Below are 23,296 nucleotides of genomic sequence, written 5' to 3'. Positions count from 1 at the left end.
AGGGATTGCCCGGGCCCGCTTGTTAGGCGAAGCGATACATCGTCAGAGCTGCTTGCCCTGGCTGGCGATCACCTGGCTGTACCAGTGGAAGCTCGCTTTCTTGATCCGGCGAAGGGAGCCCCCCTGCTCGTCACGCTCCACATAGACGAAGCCGTAGCGCTTCTGATAGCCGTTGAGCCAGCTCAGGATGTCGGTGAACGACCAGGCGCAGTAGCCGAGCAGTTCCACCCCATCCTGCATCGCCTCCTGGCACGCCTTGACGTGGCTGCGCAGATAATCGATGCGGTACTCATCGTTCACCTTGTCGCCCGCCTCCAGCTTGTCGAACTCGCCAAGGCCGTTCTCGGTGATCATCAGCGGCAAACCGTAACGGGAAGAGAGGCGACGCAGCGCGATGCGCATCCCGGTCGGGTCGATGGCCCAGTCCCAGTTGCTGGTCTCAAGGTGCGGATTGGGCGCCGTCTTGTAGAGGCCGGGAATACCGCTGGACGGCGTGGTGCCCTTCTTGCCGGTGGTGTTGATCCGCTGCAGGGTCTGACCGCCCAAGGGGTTATCGGTGTAGGTCAGGGTGTAGTAGTAGTTGACGCCAATGTAGTCGGGCGTCCCTTCGCGCAGCAACTCCATATCGCCCGGCAGGATCTCGGGCGCCTCACCGTTTTCCTGCAAGTAAGCGAGCGCCGCCTGCGGATAGCGGCCAAAGCAGTAGGCGTCCAGCCACCAGAGGTTGTTGAACTCCTCGGCGTTCTCATAGGCCAGCATATCTTTCGGATCGCACGACGCCGGATAGGCAGGGGAGTAGGCAAAGCTCGGGCCGATGAGGCCGTTCGGCACATGCTGGCGAAACGCCTTGATCACCCGGGCATTGGCCAGAAACGCGATATGGTTGGCGGCGAAGAAGCGCTTGCGGTCCTGCACTGCGGGCGGATGGGTGCCGAGCTGATAGGCGTTGGTCAGGTTGTAGTTCTGCTCGTTAAGCGACACCCAATACTTCACCTTGCCGGCAAAGCGCTGATAGAGGGTTACGCAGTAGCGCTCGAAATCCTCGATTATGCGTCGGTCTTCCCAGCCGCCGTACTCATCTTGCAGCGCCTGCGGCAGATCCCAGTGATAAAGGGTCAGCACCGGTTCGATCTGGTGAGCCAAGAGGGTGTCGATCAGCTTCTCGTAGAAGGCCAGTCCCGCCTCGTTCACCTCCCCCCGACCGGTGGGGTAGATGCGCGGCCAGCTCACCGAGAAGCGGTAGGCCTTGAGCCCCATCTCGGCCATCAGCGCCACGTCCTCTTCCATGCGGTGGTAGTGATCGACCGCCACATCACCGTTGCTCCCCTCAAAGGTCTTGCCCGGCAGCTTGGTGAAGAGATCCCACACCGAGGGCCCCTTGCCATCGGCATTCCAGCCCCCCTCCACCTGATAGGCTGCGGAGGCGGCGCCCCACAGAAAATCGCTCGGGAAGTCGTTGAACTTATGGTGATGCATCTGGTGTTGCTCCTTCTGCGGCGGTGGTCCTGGCCACCTAGATTGCGCCGGCTGGCGGCACCCAATTGAATTGGCAATAGCATCGAACAGTTCTAGAATTCCGTCCAATGACAAATATGACCACTCAACATTCCTAACAGGAATGAAAGGAGCCGCTGTGGAGCTACGGGACCTGAAAGCCTTTGTCACTCTGGGGGAGGTACTGCACTTCGGCCAGGCGGCGGTGCGCCAGCATGTCACCCAGTCGGCACTGAGCAAGCAGATAAGGCGGCTGGAGGAGGAGCTCGGCGGCGAATTGTTCGAGCGCAACGCCAGCACCACCCGCCTCACAGTGCTGGGGCGGGCCCTTTATGAGGATGCTCGCACTCTGGTTAGCCAGAGCGAGCAGCTGTCGCGCACCGCCCGCGATGTGCTGGCGGGCAACGTCGGCACCCTGCGTATCGGTTTTGGCGTGGCCACCAAGCTCCTGGTGCCAGCAGTCATCGCCCGCTTTCGCGCCGGGCGACCGCAGGTGACCATTGAGCTCAACGATCTCTCCACCCACCACCAGTTGCTGGCGCTGAGCGAGGGCAAGCTGGATCTCGGTTTTTGCCGCCTGCCCGCCCCCAAGGGGTGGCACGCCATGCCGGTCGAGCGAGCCCACTTCGTCGCCGTGCTGCCCGCCAGCTATCGCGATGTGAAGGAGTTGGCCGATCTGGTGGATAAGCCGTTGGCTATCCTGCGCCGGGACAAGGCGCCGTCGTTTTACGATCACCTGATGAACTATCTGGCCCAGAGCGGGCTGCGCTTTCAGGGGATCCAGTACGTAAACGACTTCGCAGCGGGCGTCGCCACCGCCGCCGCAGAGATCGCCTGGACCCTGGTGCCCTCCTCCACCACCATAGAGCACCCGGATGTGATCACCCTGCCTTTAACGGAGAGCGAGGCATGCTGGGCGATTGGCCTCATCCGTCCGCCAAATAGTCACTCGCCACTGGCTGACGCCTTCTGGCAGACGGTTACCGATCACATAACGGGGGAAAATCTCCTTTCTGATTAAAAAATTAATAATTTCTTAAGAATCCCTGTGTCTATTTAGGGGGCATTCTTCTCAGCCCGAGTACGCCCCCATGAAAAAAGTCAGAGACATACTGCGCCGCTTCGACGGTCAGCGCCGCCAATGGACATCCGGCATCGAGCGCTCGCTCCTCGCCTGGCTGGCCCGAGGCTCCCTGCTGCCACCCGGTGAAGCGCCCCCTCGCCGCATTCTTGTGGTTCGCAGCAACAACCGGATTGGCAACAACCTCTTTTTGCTCCCCTTCCTGCAGCAAGTACAAAAGTCCCACCCCGGCGCCGAGATCGAGCTGGTTTGCAGCAAGGGGCCACTGCTCCCCCTGTTTACTGCCCTCAAGTTGCACCGAATTCATCTGATCAGATTGCAGGGAAAAGGGTTGATCAGCGCCCTGCCCGCCCTTTGGCAACTGCGCCAGCAGCGTTACGACCGGGTATATGTGCCGTTTGCCTCCAGCACCGACCACCTGCTGGCCGCCTGGGTGCGCGGCTGCGAAAAACGGGGATTTGACGATGCCAAAGGGGATGCGATCTTCGCCCGTCCGGAACCCATCGAAGAAGATCGCCACTATGCCTACCGCCCGCTGCGCCTGCTGGGTGTGGATGCGGGCCCCGAGCAGCAGATAGCGCTGGGGCTGCCCATGGCGACCAGCCATCCCCAGCTGGCGGAGCTGGCCAGAGCGCACCCGGGGCAACCGCTTATCGGCTTTTTTACCGGCGCCCGCAAAGGAAAGGGGCTCTCCCCCATTCAGTGGCAACGACTGCTGGCCCAATTGCGCCGGCAAGCTCCCAATGCGGTGATGCTCCAGTTCAACGACCCGGCTGCGCCACTGCCTCTGGTCGGTGATGCCACCCTCTCGCTCACCAGTCTGTGCGAATTTGCGGCCGTCACCGCCGGACTTTCCCTCTTTGTCAGCTGCGATACCGGGCCGCTGCATCTGGCCGCCGCCAGTGGTGTCCCTTGTCTTGGCCTCTTTACCCAGACAGATCCGCGCCACTACGGCTGCCTCGGAGCCCAGCATCACAATCTGGTGGTGACTGATCGCAACCAGATCGCCCTCGACCGCCAGTGGCTAAACAGGGTGCTGGAGCGTGAGCGCCCATCACTGCCGTCCGCGCCACTGTTAATCAAACAATCCGCCCCCCAGCCACTCAATCTGCAGCAAGCGTGCTGAATGCGGCGCTTGTCGTTGATGCAAATAAAGAGGGAAGGCTTGCTCCTTCCCTCTTTCGTTTCTAGCCCCCAGGTTGAAACGACTTGTGTCATCAGGGTTCAACGATAGCGGGCTTCAATACGCGCCAGCTCGCCACTTTGCCGCAACTGCTGCAAAGCCCTGTTGAACTCGGTGATCCGGGTATTGAAGCGGGAGTGTTTGCCGATGCAGAGGTTAAACGGAGTCGAGTCAAGCACCAGTGGCACTTCAACCACCTGATTGGCCAGCCCCAGCTTGTTGAGTTTGAAGCGTGCAACCAGTGGATCTGTCACCATCAGGTCACCCCGACCCGCAGCCAGCATTTTGAAGACGTTATCAACATTGATGGTCTGATGAACGGTGAAGCTGGCCAGATTCTCCTTGCCCCAGCCGTTACCGAAATAGTCGAGAAAGGTGAGCGATTTGAAATCGCTCAGGCGGCTGGCACGCTGAAACTCCGCCATTCGGGGATGGGCACGCTGGGTAAAAATGGTTAGCACTGTGGTGGTGACCGGCTCTTCCACAATCAGGGCATAGCTGCGCCGCTCCCGAGTGGCGATGGTTACAAAACCATCGGCCTGCGCCAGACGCACCATTTTTTGCGCCCGTTGCCACGGATAGCCTTCATGTCGCACCCGCAGCCCCATCTGCGCTGCCACCCGCTCCATCACGTCGATCATCAGCCCGCGCATCTTGCCCTGTTCGTCACGCCACGAATATGGGGCAAAGTCGTCAAAATAGACCATCTTCAACTCGGCCGCTGGCGCCGCCCAGACACTCTGCCACATCAGCAATCCCCACAGGATTGCGATCCTCATACCAACACCCATGGCCGCGACTCCATCCACTCCTGCCATCTCTGAGCCTAGTGCAAAGCGGGCTGCGACAAGGCTCACGATCCAGTGGAGAAAGTGGCCAACGAAAAAAGAGAGAGGAAGCAATGGATTCCCCTCTCTCGTTCGTTTTTCAGCACGCCACCTTATCGATGGTGGTCACGGCTTGCCGGTTACGCCAGTTCGGCCCGCAGTGCCCTGGTGGCATCGACCATCACCTTGAGGGCGGCCTCGGTCTCTTCCCAGCCGCGGGTCTTGAGGCCGCAATCCGGATTGACCCAGAGCCGCTCGGCCGGGATCTGTTTGGCCGCCTTGCGCAGCAACCCCTCAATCCAGCTCTGGCTCGGCACGTTTGGCGAGTGGATGTCGTAGACGCCCGGGCCAATCTCGTTGGGGTAGTTGAAGCGCTCGAACGCTTCGAGCAGCTGCATCTGGCTGCGGCTGGTCTCTATGGTGATCACATCCGCATCCAGCGCCGCCACCGCCTCGATGATGAGGTTGAAGTCGCTGTAGCACATGTGGGTGTGGATCTGGGTACTGTCCGCCACCGGGCTGGCACTCAGACGGAAGGCCCGCACCGCCCAGTCGAGATAGGCTTGGTGATCCTGCTTGCGCAGGGGCAGCCCTTCGCGGATCGCCGGTTCGTCGATCTGGATGATCTTGATGCCGGCGGCTTCCAGATCTGCCACCTCGTCTCGAATGGCGAGGCCAATCTGCAGGGCGGATTGCTCGCGGCTCACGTCTTCCCGCGGAAAAGACCAGCAGAGGATAGTCACGGGGCCAGTCAGCATCCCCTTCACCGGCTTGTCGGTCAGGCTCTGGGCAAATCGGGTCCATTCGAGCGTCATGGGGGTCGGGCGGTCGATATCGCGGGTGATCACCGGCGGCTTGACGCAGCGGGAGCCATAGCTCTGTACCCAGCCGAAGCGGGTGATGGCAAAGCCATCCAGCAGCTCACCGAAATACTCCACCATGTCGTTGCGCTCGGCCTCGCCGTGCACCAGCACATCCAGCCCGATGGCCTCCTGACGCGCGATGGCATCGCGGATCTCCGCCTTAATGCCCGCCTCGTAGGCTCTGTCATCGATGCGACCGGCGCGCCAATCCTGCCGCAATACCCGGATCTGCGAGGTCTGCGGGAAGGAGCCGATGGTGGTGGTGGGCAACAGCGGCAGCTTGAGATCCGAGCGCTGCAGCTCGGCCCTGACCGGATAGGGGCTGTGGCGATCAAAATCGCCGTTGGTGAGGCTGGCGAGCCGTGACTGCACCGCTTTCTTGTGCACCCGGCTGTCGGACTCCCGATCAACGATGGGCTGGCTGTAGGCGGTGATTTTGTCGAGCTCGCCCCCATCCAGATACTCTCTGAGCAGTCCCAACTCGAAACATTTTTGCAGGGCGAAGGCCAACCAGCTGCGGGTCTGGGGATCCAGCTCCTGCTCCAGGGTCAAATCCACCGGGCTATGCAGCAATGAGCAGGATGAGGCCACCCAGAGCCGCTCGCCGAGTTTGGCTTTCAGTGCCTTCAGAGTCGGCGCCAGCTTGGCCAGATTGGCACGCCAGACGTTGCGGCCGTTGATCACCCCGGCTGAGATGACCCACTGGGCGGGCAGATGCGGCACCAGGGTCTCCAGTTGCTCGGGGGCGGCCACCAGATCCAGATGCAGGCCATCCACTTTCAGGCTGGTGATGATGTCGCGCTGATGAGCCACTGAACCGAAATAGGTGGTGAGCAGCAGCTTGCAAGGGCCCGCGAGGCGCTCGTAGGCGTTGAGGTAGGCCAGCCGCCACTCGTCCGGCAAGTCCAGCGTCAGCGCCGGTTCGTCGATCTGCACCCACTCAACTCCTTGGGCGGCCAGTTTGGCCAGGATCTCCTGATAGACGATGAGTAGGCGATCGAGCAGTTCAAGGCGCGAGAAGCCGCTCTCTTTCTCCTTGCCGAGCCAGAGGTAGGAGACCGGTCCCAGCAGCACCGCCTTGACCGGCAGCCCCAGCGCCTTGGCCTCTTCCACCTCGTCAAACAGCTGGCTCCAGCCCAGTTTGAAGCGCTGATCACGGCTGAATTCCGGCACCAAATAGTGATAGTTGGTGTTGAACCACTTGGTCATCTCGGCGGCGGCCGCCGCCGGGCCGGTCGGCGCACGGCCGCGGGCCACCCGGAACAGGGTGTCGAGATCGGTCTCGCCATGACGGTGGCGGGCAGGCACTGCATCCACCAGCAGGCTGGTACCGAGCACCTGATCGTACCAGGCAAAGTCGCCCACCGGCAGCAGATTGACCCCGGCGCCGTGCTGGGCCTGCCAATGGCGCTCACGCAGCGTCTTGCCCACGGCAACGAGTTCGGCCTGAGTGGTCTCGCCACGCCAGTAGGATTCGAGGGCAAATTTCAGCTCGCGCTTGGCGCCGATACGGGGGAAGCCCAGGGTGTGTGCTCGTGTCATAGGTTCATTTCCTTATGCTCATTCATCTGATGGGAAACTGGATGATTTAGCCATCCAGATGTTTACACATCCAAAATGACAAGATAAGGTGACGCTGGCTATTGAATCCTCTTCAAGTGGCTCTCAAAAAATCCTCAACTGACCGCCTGTCAGGTTCACAGCGAGGATACAGAGGCCCGTTCTTGCATGTGTTAAGAAGCGCAGTGCAAGAAGTGCCGGAACAGAGAAGCGCAGCAGGCCACCGCCGACCGCAACATCAGCGCCATACGCAATCTCACAAGGAGCCATCTTATGGCAGTGCCAAGCAATGCAGGGATAGAGATCAAACACTTGAAAACATTGACCGCACTGGCCGAACAGGGCTCGCTGGCCGGTGCGGCGCTGACCCTCAACCTCACCCAGTCCGCCCTCTCCCACCAGCTCAAAGAGCTGGAGACCCGCCTCAATCTGGAGCTTTACCTGCGCAAAAGCCGTCCGCTGGTGCTGACCACAGCCGGCAGCCAGCTGCTCGCCCTCGCCCGTCAGGTACTGCCCGCTCTGGCCCAGACCGAGAAACAGCTGCAAGCCCTGCAGAGCGGCGATGCGGGCAGGCTGCATCTGGCGCTTGATTGCCACAGCTGCATCCAGTGGCTGCTCCCGCTGTTGCCGGAATTTCGCCGCCAGTGGCCAGGGGTGGATCTGGAGGTGGAGTCGGTGCCGGGTTTTGATGCCATCAATGCCCTGCTCGGCGGTCAGCTCGACCTGCTGCTCACCTCGGACGTGCAGGCCCGCGGCGATCTCCACTTCGAGCCGCTGTTTTCCTTCGATCTGACTCTGGTGATGGCGCCGGATCACCCCCTCTGCTACCAGAGCCGCATCGAGCCGGGCGATCTGGGGGCGGAGGTGCTGCTGGTCTATCCGGTGGAGCGCAGCCGCATGGATATCTTCAGCCGCTTTTTGCAACCCGCCGGGGTGGAGCCCGCCCGTTGCAAGCCGGTGGACAACACCTCGGTGATGCTGCAGATGGCCGCAGCTGGCCTCGGCGTCGCCGCCCTGCCACGCTGGGCCAGCGACGAGTTTGTCAGACAGGGGATGCTCTGCGCCCGCCCCCTCGGCAGCGGTATCCGTCGCCATATGTACGGCGCGGTGCGGGCCGCCGATCGGGATCAAGCCTGCCTGCAGAGCCTGTTCGAGCGCATTCGCACCAAGATGGAGGGATAACCCCTTCAGCGGGGCTGGCCGACCTCTGCCAGCAGTGCAGGCAACTGCGCCTTGATAAAATCGATGAGGGCCCTGACCGCCGGTGACAAACCGCGCCGCGCGGGATAGAGCATCACCAGCTTGCCATCTTTGGGACGCCACTCGGGCAACAGTTGTTGCAGCCGCCCATCCGCCAGCTCATTCACGCAGGCGTAAAGTGGCAAGCCCACCATTCCTAGCCCCGCCAGCGCCGCCTGCTTGAGGGTTTGCATATTGTCGCTGCGCAACAGCACATTGACCGCCACCTCCTCACTCTCCCCACTATCGTGCCGCAGCCGCAACAGATCGGCCTGACGCTCCAGCGAGCTGAAGAGCAGGGCATCCTCTCCCTCCAGCTGGCGCGGATGCATCACGTGGCGAGAGAGCCACGTTGGGGCAGCCAGCACGCCCCACTGCACCGTGCAGAGCGGTACCTGCACCAGACTGGAGGGGGGCTGCTCGAAGGCCACCCCGCGGATCACCACATCCAGCCCCTCCTCCAGCAGATCCACCTGCCGGTTGCTGGCTTGCACGGCGAGCCTCACCTTGGGGTATTGCGCCATAAACGCGGGCAGCAAGCGGGCGAGCAGCGCATCGGCGATGGTAATGGGCACGCTGATCCGCACCAGACCGCTCGGCTCCTGCTGCCGTTGCCGCACAGCCGCCTCTCCGGCCTGCGCCTCGGCCAGCATCGCCTGACAGTGACGATAGAGCACCTCACCGGCATCGGTCAGGCTGAGCTGACGCGAGGTACGCTGCAGCAGACGGGTATCCAGCCGTTCCTCCAGCAGCCGGATCCGGCGCGAGATCCGCGACTTGGGCACGCCAAGCGCCCGCGCGGCGGCAGTGAATCCCTGCCGCTGCACCACATGGGTGAAGAGATAGAGATCATTCAAATCAAGTTCCAGTGGTGTCATCGGGCAGCCTTGGTCAGGGTGAGGTGCATTTACATCGTTCCATTGATGGAACGATAAGAATCCATTTCACCAGATTGTCGCCATTTTTGCAGCCATCATAATGGCCCTGTCCCCATCAGACGGTTGCTGCGCGGGCAATCCGCCCCACCAGCAAGGGCCGTTTGACTGTTCCGATATCACAAGGAGTTCACCATGAAACTGCGACAAATCTGCTCTGCCACCCTGCTCGGTCTGGCGACCCTGACCGCCACGCTGGCCACCACAGCGACACCGGCCATGGCCGCCGAGGCTGCCAGCCATCCGACCGTATCACCCAACCGCTATCTGGAGATGCTCTCCCGAGACAATGCGGTACTGCTGCTGGTCGACCATCAGGTCGGCTTGCTGAGCGGCGTGCGCGACACCACGGTGGGCGAGCTCAAGCACAACGTGGTGGCGCTGGCCAACGCCGCCCGCGCCCTCGGCGTGCCGGTGATCGTGACCGCCACCATGCCCGATGGCATGTGGGGCCCCACCATGCCTGAACTGACCAGTGCCCTGCCGGATGTGAAGGTGATCAACCGCACCGTCATCAACGCCTGGGACGATCCCGCCGTGCGCGCCGCCATTGAGAAGACCGGCCGCAAACAGCTGATCATCGCCGGTGTATCGCTCGAGATCTGCGCCAGCTTCCCGGCCCTCTCTGCCAAGGCTGCCGGCTATGATGCCCGGGTGGTACTCGACGCCTCCGGCACCTTCAACGAAGCCAAGCGCACCACAGGTCTGCAACGCTTGCTGGGGGCCGGTATCCCGGTCACCGACTACGCCTCCGCCGCGGTCGAGATGCTGCGCAGCAACGTCGACCCCAAGGCACACGATGTCTACAGCGCCCTCGACATGCCTTTCGCCACCCTGGTGTGGCAGATGCAAGAGGGTGCCAAGAAGTCGTAACTCGCCCCGCCTTCGGTCAGATGACCGAAGGCTTCTTTTGTCTTCAAGAGGTTATATCGATGACCAGACGCCTGACTCTCTCCGACCCCGTCAAGGGCCAACCGCTGCGCATTGGCAGCGGCTTTGAAGCACATCATTTTGGCGAACACTTTTTCAACGGTCTGATAGACCCCGTGGTGATGGTGGATCACTTTCAGATGACCGCCCCCACCTTCGAGCCCCATCCCCACGCCGGGATCTCTGCCGTCACCTATCTGTTCGAGGACTCGACGAGCCCCCACGTCAACTACGACTCCCTCGGCAATCAGGGCCCCATCGAACCGGGAGCGCTGCATTGGCTGGCGGCCGGGCGCGGGGCCGTGCATACCGAGCAGCCGGAGGGGGCATCGCCCTATGTCCACGCAGCCGCTGCCACCATCCCCGAATTTCATGGCGAAGGGGTGCGAGTACGGGTGGTCGCAGGCCACAGCAACGGGATAACGGCGCCACACTCGGCAGAACTGCCCCAACCCTTTACCCTGCTCGATGGCAATAGCGAGCCAGGTAGCCGCTTCACCCATCTGCTGGCGGCAGGCTGGAATGCGATGATCTATCCCCTGACCGGATCGCTGACTTTTCAGGCTGAGGGAGAGCGGCACCTCATCCCGGCAGGTCACGGGATGGCTGTAAGCCTCTCTGCCGACGGCGGCGAGGCGGTGGCTCTGCAGCTTGAGGCCACCGAGCCATGCCACTTCGTGCTGCTCTCAGGCCAGGCGCTCAATGAACCCCTGGTCAAACATGGCCCCTTCGTGATGAATAGCCACGACGCCATTGCGGATCGGCTGCATGCCTATCAGCGCGGCGAATTTGGCCAGCTCAACGATGAGTGGCTGCACTACGGCCAATCTCGGCCATGAACACGCTCGCAGGCCACCAGCCACAAAGCACGCGCTGGCCTCTGGTCTTCCTCGCCATTTTCGCCGGTGCCAGCGGTGCCCTTTGCCTCGGCAAAGTGCCCGCCGTGCTCGGCATACTGCGCAGCGAGCTGGGGCTGACACTGGTTGAAGCCAGCTATCTCGCCTCGGCTTTCAATACGCTGGCGATCCTCTGCAGCCTCTTTCTCGGCCTGTTGCTGACTCGCTGGAGTGGGCGGCAAACCGGGGTTGTCGGGCTTTTGGTCATCGTCACAGGCGGGGCGTTGGCACTGCCCGCCACCGGGCTGGCCATGATGCTGCTGTCGCGCATTGTCGAGGGGATTGGCTTTTTGCTGGTCTCGGTGGCCATGCCCGCCTTTATCGTGGCGGTGACCCGGGAGGAGGACAAACGGCTGGCCCTGAGCCTGTGGGCGGTCAACCTGCCCCTTGGTGCGGCGGCCGGCATGCTGCTCACCCCCTGGCTCACGGCGCAAGGTGGCTGGCGACTGGCCTGGCTGCTCCTGATGGCTCTGCAACTCTCGGCCCTGCTGCTTCTGCTGGCCAGTCGTTCGGCAGACAAGTTGCGGGTCGGGGCCCCCCAAAACTCGATCAACTCGGGCCACCCGCTGCGCCAACTCACGGTGCTCCGGCAGAAGGCACTCTGGCGCTACGGGTTGGCGTTCACGCTCTACAGCCTGATGCTATGGGCGCTCTTTGTCTGGCTACCGACCATGTTGCAAGGCACTCCCGGGATTGGCCAAAGCCAGATCGCCCTGCTCTCGGCGCTGGCGGTGGTCGCCAATATTCCCGGCAACCTGATGGGGGCATGGCTGCTGCGCCGGGGCGTAGCGCGAGATCGGCTCATCAGCTGGGCACTGAGCCTGATGGCGCTGTGCGGCATGCTCGCCTTCTGGCCCGGCCTGTCGCCGTGGTGGGCCTATGGATTGTGCCTCGTCCTCTCCCTGTCGGGCGGTATGGCGCCGCCAGCTATCCTCTCGTCAGCGCAGGGAGTGAGTCAGGGGCCGGTGCAACTGGCCATCGTGCAGGGCTTTTTTGTCCAGCTCGCCAACTTCGGTCAGCTGCTGGGCCCCCTGTTGCTGGCGGCCCTGATGACGGACAGCGGCCATTGGGGAAGCGCTCGCTGGCTCTTTCTGGGCGGCTTGCTGCTGGCAATCGGACTCTATCTGTGGCGCCGCCCGCTCGTTGGCGGGCAAGAGCCCAACTGACAGCTAGGCCAAGCCGCATTGATATGTGTCAGGAGGCGCCTGCAAAGTAGCTGCGCAGCGCCTCCACCACCCGTCGCACCTTCTCCGGGATCTCCCGCTGCGGCGTGATGGCGTGGATCTCCATCGGCGCCACCCGAAAACCGGGCAACAGTTCGAGCAGACGCCCCTGCGCCAGATCCTCGCCAATTTCTCCCTCGGGTTGCAGCGAGATCCCCTGCCCCGCCAGCGCAAACTGGCGCAGGGGCAACACGTTGTTACATAGCACCTTGGCCTTGAACCTCACCCTGTGCTCGCCCCCCTTCTCGTCAAGCAGCAGCAAACCGTTGCCCAGCATGTCGCCGCAGAGCCAGTCGTGGGTGGCCAGATCGGCGGGCGTGCGCGGCGTCCCCTTGCGCGCCAGATAGGCGGGGGCGGCGCAGAGCAACATCCGGGTTTGCCCCAGTTTGCGGGCCACCAAAGTCGAGTCGGGCAGGCTACCGACCCGCAGTGCCACGTCGATCCGCTCGGCAATCAGATCCCGTTTCTCGTCGTCGGCGATGATCTGGATGGTGAGGCCGGGGTGGGCCTGCAACAGCGGCGAGAGGGCCAGAGCCAGCGGTTGGCCCGCCATTCCAACCGGGGCGGTGATCCGCACTTCCCCGAGCAGGGCGTCGCGCACCTCCGAGAGGCGCAGCTCGGTCTCGTTCAGGGTCTGCTGCAACGCCCGGCACCCTTGCCACACCACCTCTCCCGCCTCGGTCAGACTGAGACGACGGGTGGAGCGATGGAGCAGGGGCAGCCCGAGCAGGCTCTCCAGCTGGCTGATATGCTGACTGACGGCAGAGGGGGTCATGCCGAGGGATTTGGCCGCCCCTGTCATGCTGCCCGCTTCCACCACGGCGGCGAAGATGGCGTAACGTCTGAGCTGCTCCATTATTAAATCCAGCTTATAAGTGAATACATTTTTGAGGTGATTATTAAATCATAAATGGCGGCGTAGGATAGCCCCATTCCAACAGTGAAGGAGAGTTCCCCATGAAGATTGCCCTGATCGGTGCCAGCGGTTTTGTCGGTTCAGCCATCCTGAACGAGGCCATCAGCCGTGGCCATCACGTCACCGCCATCGTCCGCGATGTCAGCAAGGTGGCCGCCCATCCGCAGGTCTCCGCCGTGGCGGTGGATGCCCAAAACCCGCAGGCATTGGCCGAGGTGCTCCAGGGGCACGATCGAGTGATCAGCGCCTACAACCCGGGCTGGACCACACCGGATATCTACGACCAGTACCTCAAGGGAGCCAACGCGATTGTCGCAGCAGTCAAAGCGGCCAACAGCTGGCTGCTGGTAGTAGGTGGCGCCGGCAGTCTGGAGGTCGCCCCCGGCGTGCAACTGGTGGATACCCCGGAGTTCCCGGCCGAGTGGAAACAGGGGGCACTGGCGGCCCGCGACGGTCTCACCGCCCTGCGCCGTGAAACCGCTCTCGACTGGCGCTTTGTCTCTCCCCCGGTGTTCCTGGAGCTGGGCGAGAAGCGCGGCGGCTATCGGATTGGTGGCGATCAGGTGCTCTTTAGTGGCGAACAGCCTGCCGGGATCACCGTCGGTGATCTGGCCGACGGCGTGCTGAACGAGGTGGAAAAACCGGCTCACCTGCGCCAGCGCTTTACCCTGGGTTACTGAGAGCCTGCAAACGGTTAAGGCCAGAATGCGCGGTCACTCGCCTGCCTCTCAGTCAGGTAATAACCCGCGTAAACAGAAGGGAGGCATCCGCCTCCCTTCTGTTTTGGCCATTTTCTGTTTTGGTCATTATTGCCGCTGGTAGCTTGCCTCTGCTTATCACTCTCCCCCTCAACATTTCCCCTTTACCCCGCAATGGCTGCGCAAAAACCCGTCAGCCCATCATGCACCGAATTCCATTTCGAATTTTGTATATAACTAAGAATAATTTGTTGTTTCCGTCTTATAACACCGAACAGTAGCATCCCCTTCATCCCAGATGGCGCCACACCGCAGCGCATACCGCCACACTGTCGCGCCATCCCGTTTGCCGCTCATCAGACCTGCCCGCACCAGAGGCAGCAGAAGAGATGGCACCAGAGATAACGAAAGAGTGAGGAGGTGCACATGGAACATTCACCACTGCCGATCATCGATCTGGCTGCCCTCAACGGGGCACCCGACCTGCGTCGCCCTATGTTGGCCAGGCTGGCCGCGGCCGCCCGCGACGTCGGCTTTTTCTATCTGACAGGACATGGCCTGAGTGACGCCGAGCAGCGAGAGACCCTTGCGCTGGCAGAGCGCTTCTTTGCCCTGCCGGAGCAGGAGAAGCTGGCGGTGCAGATGGTCAACAGCCCCCACTTTCGCGGCTACAACCGGGTCGGTGCCGAGCTGACCCGCCAGCGGCCGGACCTGCGGGAGCAGTTCGATATCATGAACGAGGCGCAAGCCCTGCCTGCAGCCCTGATCCGTGAACCCTGGCAGCGGCTGATCGGCCCCAACCAGTGGCCAATCGCCCTGCCAGAGATGAAAGCCCATCTGCTGGCGTGGCAGGAGCGGCTGAGCGACATCACCCTCACCCTGCTGGCCGCTTTTGCCGAAGTGCTGGAGCAACCGGCCAACGTGTTTGACGACAGCATCCGCGGCGCCCCCTACCAGCACATGAAGCTCATTCACTACCCGGGGCAAGAGGCGGGCGGCAGCAGTCAGGGGGTCGGCGCCCACAAGGATCCCGGCTACCTGACGCTGGTGATGCAGGACAATCATTCGGGGCTTGAGGTCGAGACGGCCAACGGCTGGATCTCCGCGCCCCCTCTGCAGGGAGCACTGGTGGTCAATATCGGCGAGCTGCTGGAGCTGGCCTCCAACGGCTATCTCAAGGCGACCCTGCATCGGGTGGTAAGCCCGCCGCCCGGCGTCTCGCGCCTATCCTGCGCCTTCTTTATGGCGGCGCGGCTCGATGCCACCGTGCCGCTGCTCAGCCTCTCCCCCGCGCTTGCAGCGCAGGCGAAAGGGCCGGAGAGTGACCCGACTAACCCGCTCTTCTATCAGGTTGGGGAGAACGTGTTGAAAGGGCGGCTGCGCTCCCACCCGGACGTGGCGGCGCGTCACTATGGGCTGGTGAAACCCGCTCGCCTCCCGCGCACAGAGAGAGCGAAGCGGTACCGGCCTAAGCAGCGCAAAGATCCGCAGGCGGGTATATGCATAAGCCACAAGCAGCATGCACATACCCGCGCTGACAAAAACAACATGTAACGAACAACAAAACAAGTCATGGCCAGAGCCTGGCCATCACGGAGCAACACGATGAAATTCAAGACCATGAGCGTACACAGCGGCCAGCGGATCGACCCCCAGACCGGCGCCCTCACCACCCCGCTCTACCAGAGCAGCACCTTCAGCTACTTCAACGCCCAGGCGGGCAAGGAGCGCTTTGCAGGTCAGGCCCCCGGCTTTATCTACAGCCGCTTTGGCAACCCCACCACCGCCGAGCTGGAGCAGAAGCTTGCAGCCCTCGAAGGGGCCGACGAGGCACTGGTGGTGGCGAGCGGCATGGCGGCGGTGAGCGCCATCATGTATGCGTTGGCCGACAGCGGCGATGAGGTGGCCTATATCGGCCCGCTCTACGGCGGCACCGATGCCTTCCTCAAGCAGACCTTCAGCCGCGCCGGCATCAAGGTCACCGCTTACGAGAGCGATCGGGATCTGCTGGCCAACATCCGCCCCGCCACCAAGGTGGTACTGTTCGAAACCCTGACCAACCCCACCCTCAAGGTGGTGGATCCGCGACTGGTGGTGGAAGCGGCCCGCAAGGTGGGCGCCATCACCGTGTGTGACAACACCTTCCTCACCCCCTACCTGCTGCGCCCGCTGGAGTTCGGGGTCGACGTGGTGATGCACAGCGGCACCAAATATCTGGGCGGCCACGGCGACATCATCGCCGGGGTGGTGGCGGGCTCCCACGCTCTGATGAAGTCGATCCGCACTGTGGCCCTCAAGCATATCGGCTCCCCCATCGGCCCGCAGGAGGCCTACCTGCTGCAGCGCGGGGTCAAAACCCTGCCGCTGCGGATGGATGCCCACCTGCACAATGCCCAGAAAGTGGCCGAGTTTCTGGCCGCCCATCCGGCGGTGAAGAAGGTGATCTACCCGGGGCTTGCCAACCATCCGGGCCATGATGCCCTCGGCGCCTTCGCCAGCGGCTTTGGCGGCATGGTGAGCATTGAACTTGAAGGAGGGTTTGCACGCTGCGCCACCCTGCTCGACAACCTGCAACTGTTCGTGCAGGCAGTGAGCTTGGGCGATTTGGAGAGTCTTGCCTGCCATCCGGCCAGTACCACTCACGCCGCCATGGACGAGGCGAGCCGTCTCGCCGCCGGGGTCAATGAAGACCTCATCCGCTTCAGTATCGGGGTGGAAGATGCGGACGACCTGATCGCCGATCTGGCAGCTGCGCTGGCGCAGATCTAGCCACATAGCTGCGAGTGATAACCCCCAAACACAACAACGGCCCATCAAGGGCCGTTGTTGTTTGTCGCGATGTGGCAAATGCGGGATTTACTCCTCCCACACCACCACTTGCGATGAGGGCCAGCGCTCCCCGACATGGGCATATTTTTGCTCCAGCAGATGGCGCTTGATCTTCATGGTGGGAGTCAGCACGCCGTTCTCGATATTCCAGGGGGTTTTCACCACCAGAATGCCGCGGATCTTGGCGTGGGACTCCAGCTGATCGTTAACCCGCACCCGCGCAGCCTCCAGTCTGGCCACGACCTCATCCCGATTTCCTTTGGCAGCGCTCTCGGCCAGCTGCACCAGCGCGACAGGCTGGGGCATGCCATAACCAATCACGCAGAGCTGCTCGATTATGGGCTCCTGCCCCAGCATCCCTTCGATGGGCACCGGCGCCACATACTTGCCCTTGGCGGTCTTGAACACATCCTTCATCCGGCCGGTGATGGTGAGATAACCCTCCTTGTCCAGCTTGCCCATGTCGCCGGTGTGGAGCCACCCCTCGGCATCGATGGCCTCGGCACTGTGCTCGGGATCCTTGTAATAACCCACCATCATCCCCTCGCAGCGACAGAGGATCTCCCCCTCGTCGGAGATCTTGATGGTCACCCCGGGCCCCGCCTTGCCGACGGTGCCGATCTTGTCGGCGCGAAACGGGTAGTTGATGGTCGAAAACGCATGGTTCTCGGTCATGCCCCACGCTTCGGTCACCTTGAGACCGATGCTCAGATACCACTCAAGCAGCGCAGGGGAGACCGGTGCAGAACCGCAGCCCAACACCCGTGCCTGATCCAGCCCCAGCCCTTTCTTCAGCTTGCTCTTGATAAGGCTGGAGACCAGCGGGATCTTGAGCAGCAGTTCGAGTTTCTTCTGGGGCAGCTTCTCGTGGATCTTGATGCGGAACATGGCCCACAGCCGCGGTACCGAGATAAATACGGTAGGACGGCAGCGCTTGACGTCCTCGACGAAGGTGTCGAGGGATTCGGGGAAGGCGATGGTGGCGCCGCCAAACAGGCTGCCGCCGTAGATGTAGACCCGCTCGGTGATGTGGGCGAGCGGCAGGTAGGAGAAACCGCGATCAGCCTGGGTCAGGTTCACCGTCTCCACCAGCTTCTCGCACGACCACGCATAACGTTCGACGGTCAGCATGGCCCCTTTCGGCTTGCCGGTACTACCGGAGGTATAGACCAGGCTCAGCAGGGAATCGGGCTCCTGCACCGGGCTGTCGGGGATGGGCTCATGTGTTTCCAGCAGATCATCCCACTGGTAGCTGGCCGGCATGGTGTCATAGGGGAAGGCGATGCGCAGCAGATCGGCAGGCACCCCCGCCTCCTGACTCTTCCAGTCATCGAGCTTGCCAACGAAGATCGCCTTGGCCTCGCTGTGGCGCAGCACATATTCGATGGTATCGACGTTGGCGGTCGGGTAGATGGGCACGCTCACGTACTGCCCCATCTGCATTGCCAGATCGGCGATAAACCACTGGGCGCAATTCTTGGAGAGCAGCGCCACTTTATCGCCGGCAACCAGCCCCAGATGACGCAGGGCCGTCACCATGCGCCGCGCTTCATCGGCCACTTCACCCCAGGTGAAATCGACATATTCGCGGTTGATGGTTTGACGCAGATAGGTTCGATCAGGACACTGCCGCTCCCAGTGATAGAGCATCTCGAGCGGCAGTTTTTTGGCAATACGTGAGGCTGAAGCCATAGTTTAATCCCTGAAACAAAAGGCGAAACTTATTATTAACCTTTCACTAACTTCAGGGAAGAATAAACTCAAACTTCAGTTTGAAATGTGTATCCGATCAAGCTTCTGCCTGTTGTTGCAAACGAATCCACATCGCTTGCACCAGCTGCTCGTCCTGCTCGGAGAGCTCGCCTTGCAAAATCGCCTCGTTGAGGCTGCGCAACACATAGCTTTTGACATCCCGCACCAGGGTCTTGCCCTCCAGCTCGGCACGGGCGACCGCCAGCGAAATATGGCCTCGCAGGTAACCACCGGCAAAGAGTTCATCTTCGCTCGCAGTAGCAACCATGCCGTCGATCAGTCCCAACAACTTGTGCTCAAAATCGTGAATCGTCATGTAACGCAGCCTCATTTGCGGCAAATAATTCGGGGGTATGGAACCGCACTCGGGTTGAATGCAGCTCTCTGGCGCCAGGCCAGCAGCTTCCATGGCGTCCTATTCCGGGCTGGCCACCGGGTAGATGACCTGATCCTTGTATCCCGTGGTTATGCGCAGATAACCACTCAACGCCCGGTTCAATTCAGGCTCATCGGTATCGACCAGGAGTGGTCTCCCCTGCAGGGAAGCCAGCTTGCTCTTGGTTGCCAGCACCTGGATGTTCTCCAGCCCGACACTCCGAATCACCTCAGGACTCAATTGCTGATTTCCGCGCCCGAACAGATGTCCCTGTCCGCCAATCAGGGTAATGATCAGCCGGCAGCGACGGCCACGGATCCGGGTCAGGATCTCGGCGGCGCTGAGATCCTGCCCGATAAGCCTGCCATTTTCCACCAGATCCACACCGAGCAACGTATTTTCCAGACCGAGCTCAGCCATGCAGGCAGCCACCGTGCTGCCAGAGCCCATCAGATAGAGGGTATCTGACTCCATCTGCTCGACCACGCCGGCCGCCAGATCCGCCAGCACCAGCTCTTCGGACTCCCGCCCTCCCTGCTTGACCGCCTGCACGTACCGCAGATCGCCGGGCACCAGCAGCTGGCCATAGTGACGAGCCCGCACCTTGCCGGCGCGAAACGCCTCTTCGTCGATATCGCGCACCTCGGCATCGATAAGGCTGAGCAGTTCACCTGCGATCATCCGCGCCGCCACCCGCCCGCTGGCGGCGGGCGTCACCCCGTAGACGCCGGAGTGGATCTTGCAGCCAGCCGGGATCCCCAGCACATGGCAGGACTCCCCCACCGCGGCACAGATGTCCCGCGCCGTGCCATCGCCACCGGCAAACAGCAGCAGATCGACGCCCGCATCCCGCATCCGCTCTGCCGCATGGCGGGTATCGGCGGCAGAGGTACGCTCCCCGGCCGGTTGATAGACGATGCGATGCGGCAAGCCCAGTTCACGCACCACCTGCTCCCCCATGTCGCCAGCCACCGTCAGCAGCTCGAACGGCGCAGTCACTTCACACAGCGGCAGCAGAGCCTGACGGGTGCGCTCCTGCGCTTTGGGCACAGCGCCGCGAGCCAGCGCCTCGGCCACTACGCCGTCACTCCCCTTGAGCGCTACTGCGCCGCCAATTCCGGCGACCGGATTTATGATGAGCCCTAATCGAAACATGCACTCCTCCCTTGCGATGGCGACCATTTTTATCTTTTCGCCCCACTGGGACAAGCGGTTCCCCCCTGCTAAAATGTTCCGCTTCTTTTTTTCAACCAAGGTTCAATCATGCTGGAATGGGTTCTGGATCCCTCTGCCTGGGTGGCGCTCGCCACCCTGACCCTGCTCGAGATCGTGCTGGGCATCGATAACATCATCTTTATCTCCATTCTGGTCGGCCGTCTGCCCGAGGCACAGCGCCAGCGCGCCCGCATTCTGGGTCTGGCCCTCGCCATGGGTACCCGCATCCTGCTGCTGCTCTCGCTGGCCTGGGTCATGCGTCTCACGGCTCCGCTCTTTACCGTGCTGGGCGAGGCCATCTCGGGCCGCGATCTCATCCTGCTGCTGGGGGGTCTGTTCCTGATCGGCAAGAGCGTGCTGGAGATCCACGCCACCCTTGAGGGGGCGGCAGAGCCGGAAAAGGTCGCAGGAGCGGCCTCCGGTTTTATCAGCACCCTGATCCAGATCGCCATTCTCGACATCGTCTTTAGTCTGGATTCGGTGATCACCGCCGTCGGCATGGCTGATCACGTTCCTGTCATGGTGCTGGCCATCATGATCGCCGTCTTTATCATGATGTTTGCCGCCAAGGCGATCGGCGATTTCGTCGATAACCACCCTACCATCAAGATGCTGGCCCTCTCCTTCCTCACCCTGGTCGGCTTCGCCCTGATGGCGGAGGGGATGGATCTGCACATTCCGAAGGGTTACATCTACTTCGCCATGGCCTTCTCGCTGGTGGTGGAGATGATCAACATCCGCCTGCGCAAGCACACCGACGCCAACGAGCAGAGCGAATCATAAGCTCGCCGGCCGGATCAAAAAGAGCGCCTCTTTGGCGCTCTTTTGCTATGCACACGGCACGCTTGGCGGGACAGTCGCTTACTGGTTGGCGATAACGATGGCCACCCGGCGATTTTCGGCCCGTCCGGCAGCACTCTTGTTGTCCGCCACCGGCGCGGTTTCGCCGCGACCACGGACCTCCAGGTTGGCTGGCTTCATCCCGACCGAGACGAGCACATCCGCCACCGACTGGGCCCGCTTCAGGGAGAGTTGCTGGTTGTAGCTGCTCTCGCCGGTGTTGTCGGTGTGACCGTCAACCCGCGCCTTGTCGAGCCCTACCCCAAGCAAGGCTTTGCCCAGCTTTTCCACGGTCTGACGGGTTTGGGGATTGAGCTCCCCGACGTTGTTGGCAAACAACACCCGGTTGGCCAGATCCAGCGTCCAACCCTCGTCGGTCAGATAAAAACCTTGCTCCTTCAATACCGCCAGCTGTTCAGGGGTGAGCCCCTTCGGGGCACTCTGACAACCTGCCAGCAGAGAGAAGATCAACCCCAGCAGCAAGGTCTTGAGGGAGAGGGATATTTTCATTGTTATGTCTCCTTAACGACATCAATTCACGCCGGTTCGGTGGCATCCACCTCCTCGCGGCGCGCACGTTTTGCCAAATACATGGCTTTGTCTGACAGCTCGCACAGCTCGCTGGCACTGACCCCGGATTGATGAATGGCATAACCGATGCTGATCCCAGCCACCAGTTGCTGCCCATCCCGCAATACCACGGGTTCACTCATCGCCTGCTGGATGCGGTTGATCACCTCCTCCACATCCTGTTGCAGATGCACAGGGCTCAGCAGGATAGCGAACTCATCCCCCCCCAGACGGCACACCAGATCCTGCGGCCGCAGCTGATGCTCCACCCGCCTTGCCAGGGTGATCAGCACATCGTCACCGGCGTTATGGCCCAGGGTATCGTTAATCTGTTTGAAGCGATCGCAATCGAGGTAAAGCAGCGCAAAGTCCCCCTCACCCTGTTCAGCCTCGGTGATCGCCTGTGCCAGCCTGGCGTCAAACAAGACCCTGTTGGGCAATCCGGTCAACACATCGTGGGTGGCCTGATGAAGCAGGCTGGCATTTTCCCGCGCCTGATGGGCTTGCCACGCCTGCAACTCGTCAAGCAGGGAGTTGAAGTCATCCCCCAGCTCGTTGAGCTCGACAATACCGGCGGGCGGTGCCCGCATCCCCAGAGTTCGCTGGCGGCGCACCGAGTGGGCCACTCGGGCCAGCTCTCGCAGGGGGCCAATGATGGAGACCTGCATCCGCCCCGCCACGTAAAGGGCCCCCATGGCGCTCAAGAGCAGGCATATCAGCATCACCAGCAGCACCGCAATCAGGAAGATCAGCAGCGACTCGCCATGGCCGATCAGCTCGACCTCGCCGATCTTTTCACTGCCACGCAGCATGGGCTCACGCACCGGCCCGGGCAGGATCAACTGGGCAAGATAACCCTCCAGCTCGGCGATCGGGGTGTTCATGGTGCGCGACCAGCTGGTCAGCAACTTGCCATCGGGCAGATAGATGCGCGCCTCGGCCACCTCCTCGCGCTCGGCAATGGCCCGCAGCGCCTCACCCGCCGCCTCTTCGTCCTGAAACACCACCGCCGCTTCCGTGGTATAGCTGATGGCGCGTGCCACCAGCTCCAGATTGTGGTCGGCGTAAAAACGCATCACCAGCAGGGCGGTCAGGGTCAGCAGGATCCCCGCCACGCAAGCCGAGGTAAAGGCGGTCACCAGATGGGTACGCCCCAGACTTTGGCGCAGGGTCAGCCGCGCGTCATGACGATCGGACGATGGCGTCATGGCACACCCCGATCAGCCATGGCCAGCTTGAGCACGGCCGGATGCACCCGCACACCGCTGAGCGCCAGCGCATCCAGATTCACTTTGAAACGCAACCGCCCGCTACGACTGTCCGGCTGCAGACAGAAGACGGGACTGCTGCTGCACTCCGGGTTCTGCTCACTGATGCTGAGCACGGGATGCCCCTTCAAACGGGAGAAGAGCGCCAGCCGGGTTGACTCGTCCATCACCCCCAGATAGAGCACATGGCACTGGCCGGCAATGGCCGGATCCGTCACCTCATAGCGATTGACCTGCACCGGCCGGCCGTTGCCCTGCCGGGTAATGGTGGAGAGCACACCGGCATATTCAGTGGGCGCGGCGATGCACAGATGCAGCACCGGCGGCTCCTTTGGCCAGCGGGTGTAGCTCAGAATATCGAGCACCAGCTCCTTGACCGCATTGGCCCGGCTCTCTGCAGTGGTCTGAGCGTCGGCAAGCGCGGCACGGGAGCAAACCAGCCCGGGCAATAGCACCAGCAACGCAACGACGAGTCGAAATGAGAAGTGTGACGACATGATCAGGGGATAGGCGCCTCTACAACACCGCAGCAGCGCGGTTCGGGTACATGAACTCAGATAGTAAGTGGCCGGACAACAGCCTGACAAGCCTTGACGTGAGA

Annotated in this window: 21 protein-coding genes; 10 read left to right on the top strand and 11 right to left on the bottom strand. The window is 62.0% G+C overall.

The genetic code is table 11. The annotated features are described in order from the left end of the window. Positions 1-42: 42 nt before the first annotated feature. Positions 43-1,476: a glycoside hydrolase family 1 protein gene (locus AAHA41_RS20840; RefSeq protein ID WP_323068946.1), complete on the bottom strand. Its 1,434-nt coding sequence runs from the start codon at positions 1,474-1,476 to the stop codon at positions 43-45. 157 nt (positions 1,477-1,633) lie between these two features. Between AAHA41_RS20840 and AAHA41_RS20835 the strand changes: the two genes are divergently transcribed. Together AAHA41_RS20835 and AAHA41_RS20830 are read left to right on the top strand one after the other, a co-directional pair. Then, the gene (locus tag AAHA41_RS20835) at positions 1,634-2,515 is read left to right on the top strand and encodes a LysR substrate-binding domain-containing protein (protein ID WP_323068948.1); all 882 of its coding nucleotides are present in this window, start codon (positions 1,634-1,636) and stop codon (positions 2,513-2,515) included. 70 nt (positions 2,516-2,585) lie between these two features. Continuing rightward, complete coding sequence (locus AAHA41_RS20830) at positions 2,586-3,701, top strand: glycosyltransferase family 9 protein (RefSeq protein ID WP_323068950.1); 1,116 nt, start codon at positions 2,586-2,588, stop codon at positions 3,699-3,701. A gap of 98 nt (positions 3,702-3,799) precedes the next feature. Here AAHA41_RS20830 and AAHA41_RS20825 read toward each other — a convergent pair whose 3' ends face one another. Together AAHA41_RS20825 and metE are read right to left on the bottom strand one after the other, a co-directional pair. Beyond that, positions 3,800-4,537, bottom strand: coding sequence for a transporter substrate-binding domain-containing protein (locus AAHA41_RS20825; RefSeq protein WP_242526656.1), 738 nt, complete (start codon positions 4,535-4,537; stop codon positions 3,800-3,802). Positions 4,538-4,725: 188 nt separating this feature from the next. Continuing rightward, a complete protein-coding gene (gene metE / locus AAHA41_RS20820) occupies positions 4,726-6,990 on the bottom strand; it encodes a 5-methyltetrahydropteroyltriglutamate--homocysteine S-methyltransferase (protein WP_323068953.1) in 2,265 nt (754 codons plus the stop codon). A 291-nt stretch (positions 6,991-7,281) separates the two neighbouring features. On the opposite strand from metE, the gene AAHA41_RS20815 reads away from it, so the two are divergent. Further along, the gene (locus AAHA41_RS20815; protein ID WP_323068954.1) at positions 7,282-8,190 is read left to right on the top strand and encodes a LysR substrate-binding domain-containing protein; all 909 of its coding nucleotides are present in this window, start codon (positions 7,282-7,284) and stop codon (positions 8,188-8,190) included. A gap of 5 nt (positions 8,191-8,195) precedes the next feature. Here AAHA41_RS20815 and AAHA41_RS20810 read toward each other — a convergent pair whose 3' ends face one another. Continuing rightward, a complete protein-coding gene (locus tag AAHA41_RS20810; protein WP_323068956.1) occupies positions 8,196-9,125 on the bottom strand; it encodes a LysR substrate-binding domain-containing protein in 930 nt (309 codons plus the stop codon). Between the two features lie 192 nt (positions 9,126-9,317). Between AAHA41_RS20810 and AAHA41_RS20805 the strand changes: the two genes are divergently transcribed. From AAHA41_RS20805 to AAHA41_RS20795, 3 genes are read left to right on the top strand one after another with little or no spacing between them, the layout of a single operon-like run. Continuing rightward, positions 9,318-10,055 carry an isochorismatase family protein gene (locus AAHA41_RS20805; RefSeq protein WP_041210334.1) on the top strand — a complete coding sequence of 246 codons (738 nt, stop codon included), beginning with the start codon at positions 9,318-9,320 and terminating at the stop codon, positions 10,053-10,055. A gap of 59 nt (positions 10,056-10,114) precedes the next feature. After that, complete coding sequence (locus AAHA41_RS20800) at positions 10,115-10,951, top strand: pirin-like C-terminal cupin domain-containing protein (RefSeq protein WP_323068957.1); 837 nt, start codon at positions 10,115-10,117, stop codon at positions 10,949-10,951. Beyond that, positions 10,948-12,174, top strand: a complete 1,227-nt coding sequence (locus AAHA41_RS20795; RefSeq protein WP_323068959.1) for an MFS transporter — start codon at positions 10,948-10,950, stop codon at positions 12,172-12,174. The genes AAHA41_RS20800 and AAHA41_RS20795 overlap by 4 nt, the downstream gene beginning before the upstream one ends. 28 nt (positions 12,175-12,202) lie before the next feature. Here the strand turns inward: AAHA41_RS20795 and AAHA41_RS20790 are convergent, their stop codons facing one another. Beyond that, the gene (locus AAHA41_RS20790) at positions 12,203-13,087 is read right to left on the bottom strand and encodes a LysR family transcriptional regulator (RefSeq protein WP_323068960.1); all 885 of its coding nucleotides are present in this window, start codon (positions 13,085-13,087) and stop codon (positions 12,203-12,205) included. 101 nt (positions 13,088-13,188) lie between these two features. Between AAHA41_RS20790 and AAHA41_RS20785 the strand changes: the two genes are divergently transcribed. The 3 genes from AAHA41_RS20785 to AAHA41_RS20775 all read left to right on the top strand — a co-directional run bounded on the left by AAHA41_RS20785 (position 13,189) and on the right by AAHA41_RS20775 (position 16,614). After that, positions 13,189-13,827: an NAD(P)-dependent oxidoreductase gene (locus AAHA41_RS20785; protein WP_323068961.1), complete on the top strand. Its 639-nt coding sequence runs from the start codon at positions 13,189-13,191 to the stop codon at positions 13,825-13,827. A 444-nt stretch (positions 13,828-14,271) separates the two neighbouring features. Beyond that, on the top strand, positions 14,272-15,399 hold the full coding sequence (locus AAHA41_RS20780; protein ID WP_323068963.1) for a 2-oxoglutarate and iron-dependent oxygenase domain-containing protein: 1,128 nt from the start codon (positions 14,272-14,274) through the stop codon (positions 15,397-15,399). Between the two features lie 51 nt (positions 15,400-15,450). Then, on the top strand, positions 15,451-16,614 hold the full coding sequence (locus tag AAHA41_RS20775; protein WP_323068965.1) for a PLP-dependent aspartate aminotransferase family protein: 1,164 nt from the start codon (positions 15,451-15,453) through the stop codon (positions 16,612-16,614). Positions 16,615-16,701: 87 nt separating this feature from the next. Here AAHA41_RS20775 and AAHA41_RS20770 read toward each other — a convergent pair whose 3' ends face one another. The 3 genes from AAHA41_RS20770 to AAHA41_RS20760 all read right to left on the bottom strand — a co-directional run bounded on the left by AAHA41_RS20770 (position 16,702) and on the right by AAHA41_RS20760 (position 19,957). Next, positions 16,702-18,366 (bottom strand): AMP-binding protein, encoded by a 1,665-nt coding sequence (locus AAHA41_RS20770; protein ID WP_042032040.1) that lies wholly within the window; start codon positions 18,364-18,366, stop codon positions 16,702-16,704. A 97-nt stretch (positions 18,367-18,463) separates the two neighbouring features. Further along, the gene (locus AAHA41_RS20765) at positions 18,464-18,742 is read right to left on the bottom strand and encodes a YfcL family protein (protein ID WP_041210342.1); all 279 of its coding nucleotides are present in this window, start codon (positions 18,740-18,742) and stop codon (positions 18,464-18,466) included. 99 nt (positions 18,743-18,841) lie between these two features. Then, positions 18,842-19,957, bottom strand: a complete 1,116-nt coding sequence (locus AAHA41_RS20760) for an ATP-NAD kinase family protein (RefSeq protein WP_323068967.1) — start codon at positions 19,955-19,957, stop codon at positions 18,842-18,844. Positions 19,958-20,065: 108 nt separating this feature from the next. Here AAHA41_RS20760 and AAHA41_RS20755 point away from each other — a divergent pair, with 108 nt between their 5' ends. After that, a complete protein-coding gene (locus AAHA41_RS20755; RefSeq protein ID WP_041210344.1) occupies positions 20,066-20,800 on the top strand; it encodes a TerC family protein in 735 nt (244 codons plus the stop codon). A 78-nt stretch (positions 20,801-20,878) separates the two neighbouring features. Here the strand turns inward: AAHA41_RS20755 and AAHA41_RS20750 are convergent, their stop codons facing one another. Genes AAHA41_RS20750 through AAHA41_RS20740 form a run of 3 tightly spaced genes read right to left on the bottom strand, consistent with a single transcriptional unit; the run spans position 20,879 to position 23,192 of the window. Beyond that, positions 20,879-21,367 carry an OmpA family protein gene (locus tag AAHA41_RS20750; protein ID WP_042032037.1) on the bottom strand — a complete coding sequence of 163 codons (489 nt, stop codon included), beginning with the start codon at positions 21,365-21,367 and terminating at the stop codon, positions 20,879-20,881. 26 nt (positions 21,368-21,393) lie between these two features. Next, positions 21,394-22,635, bottom strand: a complete 1,242-nt coding sequence (locus AAHA41_RS20745) for a diguanylate cyclase (protein ID WP_323068969.1) — start codon at positions 22,633-22,635, stop codon at positions 21,394-21,396. Beyond that, entirely contained in the window at positions 22,632-23,192 is a 561-nt protein-coding gene (locus tag AAHA41_RS20740; RefSeq protein ID WP_323068971.1) for a YfiR family protein, read from the bottom strand. Before AAHA41_RS20740 ends, AAHA41_RS20745 begins: the two co-directional genes overlap by 4 nt. Between the last annotated feature and the right edge of the window lie 104 nt (positions 23,193-23,296).

Source organism: Aeromonas sp. SER (assembly GCF_038739615.1).
In the GTDB taxonomy this organism is placed as follows: domain Bacteria; phylum Pseudomonadota; class Gammaproteobacteria; order Enterobacterales; family Aeromonadaceae; genus Aeromonas; species Aeromonas jandaei.
This window is presented reverse-complemented; position numbering and strand designations above follow the sequence as displayed.

Excerpts from the sequence above, each read along its gene's own strand:
- AAHA41_RS20840 (WP_323068946.1), bottom strand. The coding sequence starts at position 1,476 with ATGCATCACCATAAGTTCAACGACTTCCCGAGCGATTTTCTGTGGGGC.
- AAHA41_RS20830 (WP_323068950.1), top strand. The coding sequence starts at position 2,586 with ATGAAAAAAGTCAGAGACATACTGCGCCGCTTCGACGGTCAGCGCCGC.
- AAHA41_RS20825 (WP_242526656.1), bottom strand. The coding sequence starts at position 4,537 with ATGAGGATCGCAATCCTGTGGGGATTGCTGATGTGGCAGAGTGTCTGG.
- metE (WP_323068953.1), bottom strand. The coding sequence starts at position 6,990 with ATGACACGAGCACACACCCTGGGCTTCCCCCGTATCGGCGCCAAGCGC.
- AAHA41_RS20815 (WP_323068954.1), top strand. The coding sequence starts at position 7,282 with ATGGCAGTGCCAAGCAATGCAGGGATAGAGATCAAACACTTGAAAACA.
- AAHA41_RS20810 (WP_323068956.1), bottom strand. The coding sequence starts at position 9,125 with ATGACACCACTGGAACTTGATTTGAATGATCTCTATCTCTTCACCCAT.
- AAHA41_RS20805 (WP_041210334.1), top strand. The coding sequence starts at position 9,318 with ATGAAACTGCGACAAATCTGCTCTGCCACCCTGCTCGGTCTGGCGACC.
- AAHA41_RS20800 (WP_323068957.1), top strand. The coding sequence starts at position 10,115 with ATGACCAGACGCCTGACTCTCTCCGACCCCGTCAAGGGCCAACCGCTG.
- AAHA41_RS20795 (WP_323068959.1), top strand. The coding sequence starts at position 10,948 with ATGAACACGCTCGCAGGCCACCAGCCACAAAGCACGCGCTGGCCTCTG.
- AAHA41_RS20790 (WP_323068960.1), bottom strand. The coding sequence starts at position 13,087 with ATGGAGCAGCTCAGACGTTACGCCATCTTCGCCGCCGTGGTGGAAGCG.
- AAHA41_RS20785 (WP_323068961.1), top strand. The coding sequence starts at position 13,189 with ATGAAGATTGCCCTGATCGGTGCCAGCGGTTTTGTCGGTTCAGCCATC.
- AAHA41_RS20780 (WP_323068963.1), top strand. The coding sequence starts at position 14,272 with ATGGAACATTCACCACTGCCGATCATCGATCTGGCTGCCCTCAACGGG.
- AAHA41_RS20775 (WP_323068965.1), top strand. The coding sequence starts at position 15,451 with ATGAAATTCAAGACCATGAGCGTACACAGCGGCCAGCGGATCGACCCC.
- AAHA41_RS20770 (WP_042032040.1), bottom strand. The coding sequence starts at position 18,366 with ATGGCTTCAGCCTCACGTATTGCCAAAAAACTGCCGCTCGAGATGCTC.
- AAHA41_RS20765 (WP_041210342.1), bottom strand. The coding sequence starts at position 18,742 with ATGACGATTCACGATTTTGAGCACAAGTTGTTGGGACTGATCGACGGC.
- AAHA41_RS20760 (WP_323068967.1), bottom strand. The coding sequence starts at position 19,957 with ATGTTTCGATTAGGGCTCATCATAAATCCGGTCGCCGGAATTGGCGGC.
- AAHA41_RS20755 (WP_041210344.1), top strand. The coding sequence starts at position 20,066 with ATGCTGGAATGGGTTCTGGATCCCTCTGCCTGGGTGGCGCTCGCCACC.
- AAHA41_RS20750 (WP_042032037.1), bottom strand. The coding sequence starts at position 21,367 with ATGAAAATATCCCTCTCCCTCAAGACCTTGCTGCTGGGGTTGATCTTC.
- AAHA41_RS20745 (WP_323068969.1), bottom strand. The coding sequence starts at position 22,635 with ATGACGCCATCGTCCGATCGTCATGACGCGCGGCTGACCCTGCGCCAA.
- AAHA41_RS20740 (WP_323068971.1), bottom strand. The coding sequence starts at position 23,192 with ATGTCGTCACACTTCTCATTTCGACTCGTCGTTGCGTTGCTGGTGCTA.